Origin of the sequence: Solemya elarraichensis gill symbiont, assembly GCF_002021095.1 — a bacterium.
Classification (GTDB): domain Bacteria; phylum Pseudomonadota; class Gammaproteobacteria; order Chromatiales; family Chromatiaceae.
This window is the reverse complement of the sequence record NZ_MPRK01000351.1, coordinates 1-1,281: the sequence shown is the minus strand read 5'-3', so window position 1 is coordinate 1,281 and position 1,281 is coordinate 1. Positions and strand designations below refer to the sequence as shown.

Below are 1,281 nucleotides of genomic sequence, written 5' to 3'. Positions count from 1 at the left end.
ATCTTGTTGGCAAGTGCTCGGATTTCTTTTTCGTTCATCGTGCTTATCTCCCGTAGGGGTTAATGATAAGCAGATACACAAACTAATTTACAGTCTCGCTTCAGACGTATACTCCTTTGCAGTAGGTGTGTCTATTACACGAATAGACCAGCTATTATCTTTATTTGTGAGGTCTGGTTTAAGGGCAATTTTCTCGTATTTTCCACTGATTACTGTAGGGCTTGCACTGTCATAGCTGACACGGATATTTTGATTGCAATGCTCCCTAAGTCCTCGTTGAATTGCAGTTAGCAATACAGCCCATTTCAACTGAGAGACACCGAGTATGTGCAGCCAGTCCATGCCAGAAGTGAATGCATCTTCATCTCGCATGATGAGTATTTGTTTAATAATTGCAGCTGCACCGCCGCGAAATCCAGCATTTCCTGCAAGAGACCAGCCATTAAACCTGAATTCCTTTACTGCATTCCACCAGAGCTTTGTGTCTTCATATGTCGTTCCTTGAATGACATTGAGCCATTTAGTGTTTCCGCGTTTATTGTTATTGATGAAGCGGAGGTTCTGAACGGTCAAATCAATTAATTGCTGAGTACTGCAGTTATGAAATGGAGAGGATTTGTTCTCTTTGTATTTAGCCCATAAAGGCATGTCAATTGTCATGGCGTAGTCGCTATGTGTTTCAAGCCAATTAACAATCCAGTGTTTCAGTTCTACTGCATCAGTCCAAACTTTACTGATCGAATCAGGGTCTCTGTTTCTTAGATTATTGAATCCTCCAAGAGTGCCTTTTCCTATTTGAAATCCACCACTATCTCCGAGCATTAGAGTTCTATCTTTATTCCTGTCTGTGACAATATCAGTATCGTATTCTCCAATATTGAATTGTCCTGCGCTATAAAGTGCATATTTGTAATGCCAGAGTTTGTTCGCGGGATTCAGGAAATTCAGATCACGCATAGTGATATTGCTAGGCAATCTGCTGCTATCACCTTTACTGACTGCTGCTTTTGCATAATGCTTTTGGATGGCTGGTAGATAGATAGCGAAATCATCACAGCGTTTGGAGAAATCTTCAGGCGTGTTCATGTTAGCTGTTGCCATATGATTCCATGTGGGTATCAAAGCGTTTCATTTGTTTGTCACAGAATGGCACGGAGATAGTGTATGAGGCACATTCTGTATCAAATTTAAGTTGCAGCAGGTGCTTGTCAGCTTCTAATTTGATGGTGCCTTTGATTTCCATCTCAGAAAGTGCGCTTAAAACGGGAATGATGTCTTTGC

General features: G+C 41.2%; 2 protein-coding genes. Both read right to left on the bottom strand.

The window, feature by feature from the left end; all coding sequences use genetic code 11:
• Positions 1-87 precede the first annotated feature (87 nt).
• Positions 88-1,101: a hypothetical protein gene (locus BOW51_RS10860; protein WP_135568291.1), complete on the bottom strand. Its 1,014-nt coding sequence runs from the start codon at positions 1,099-1,101 to the stop codon at positions 88-90.
• Positions 1,088-1,281 (bottom strand): hypothetical protein (locus tag BOW51_RS11365; RefSeq protein ID WP_167367352.1); only part of this gene is annotated, 194 nt, incomplete at its 5' end. The genes BOW51_RS11365 and BOW51_RS10860, both read right to left, overlap by 14 nt.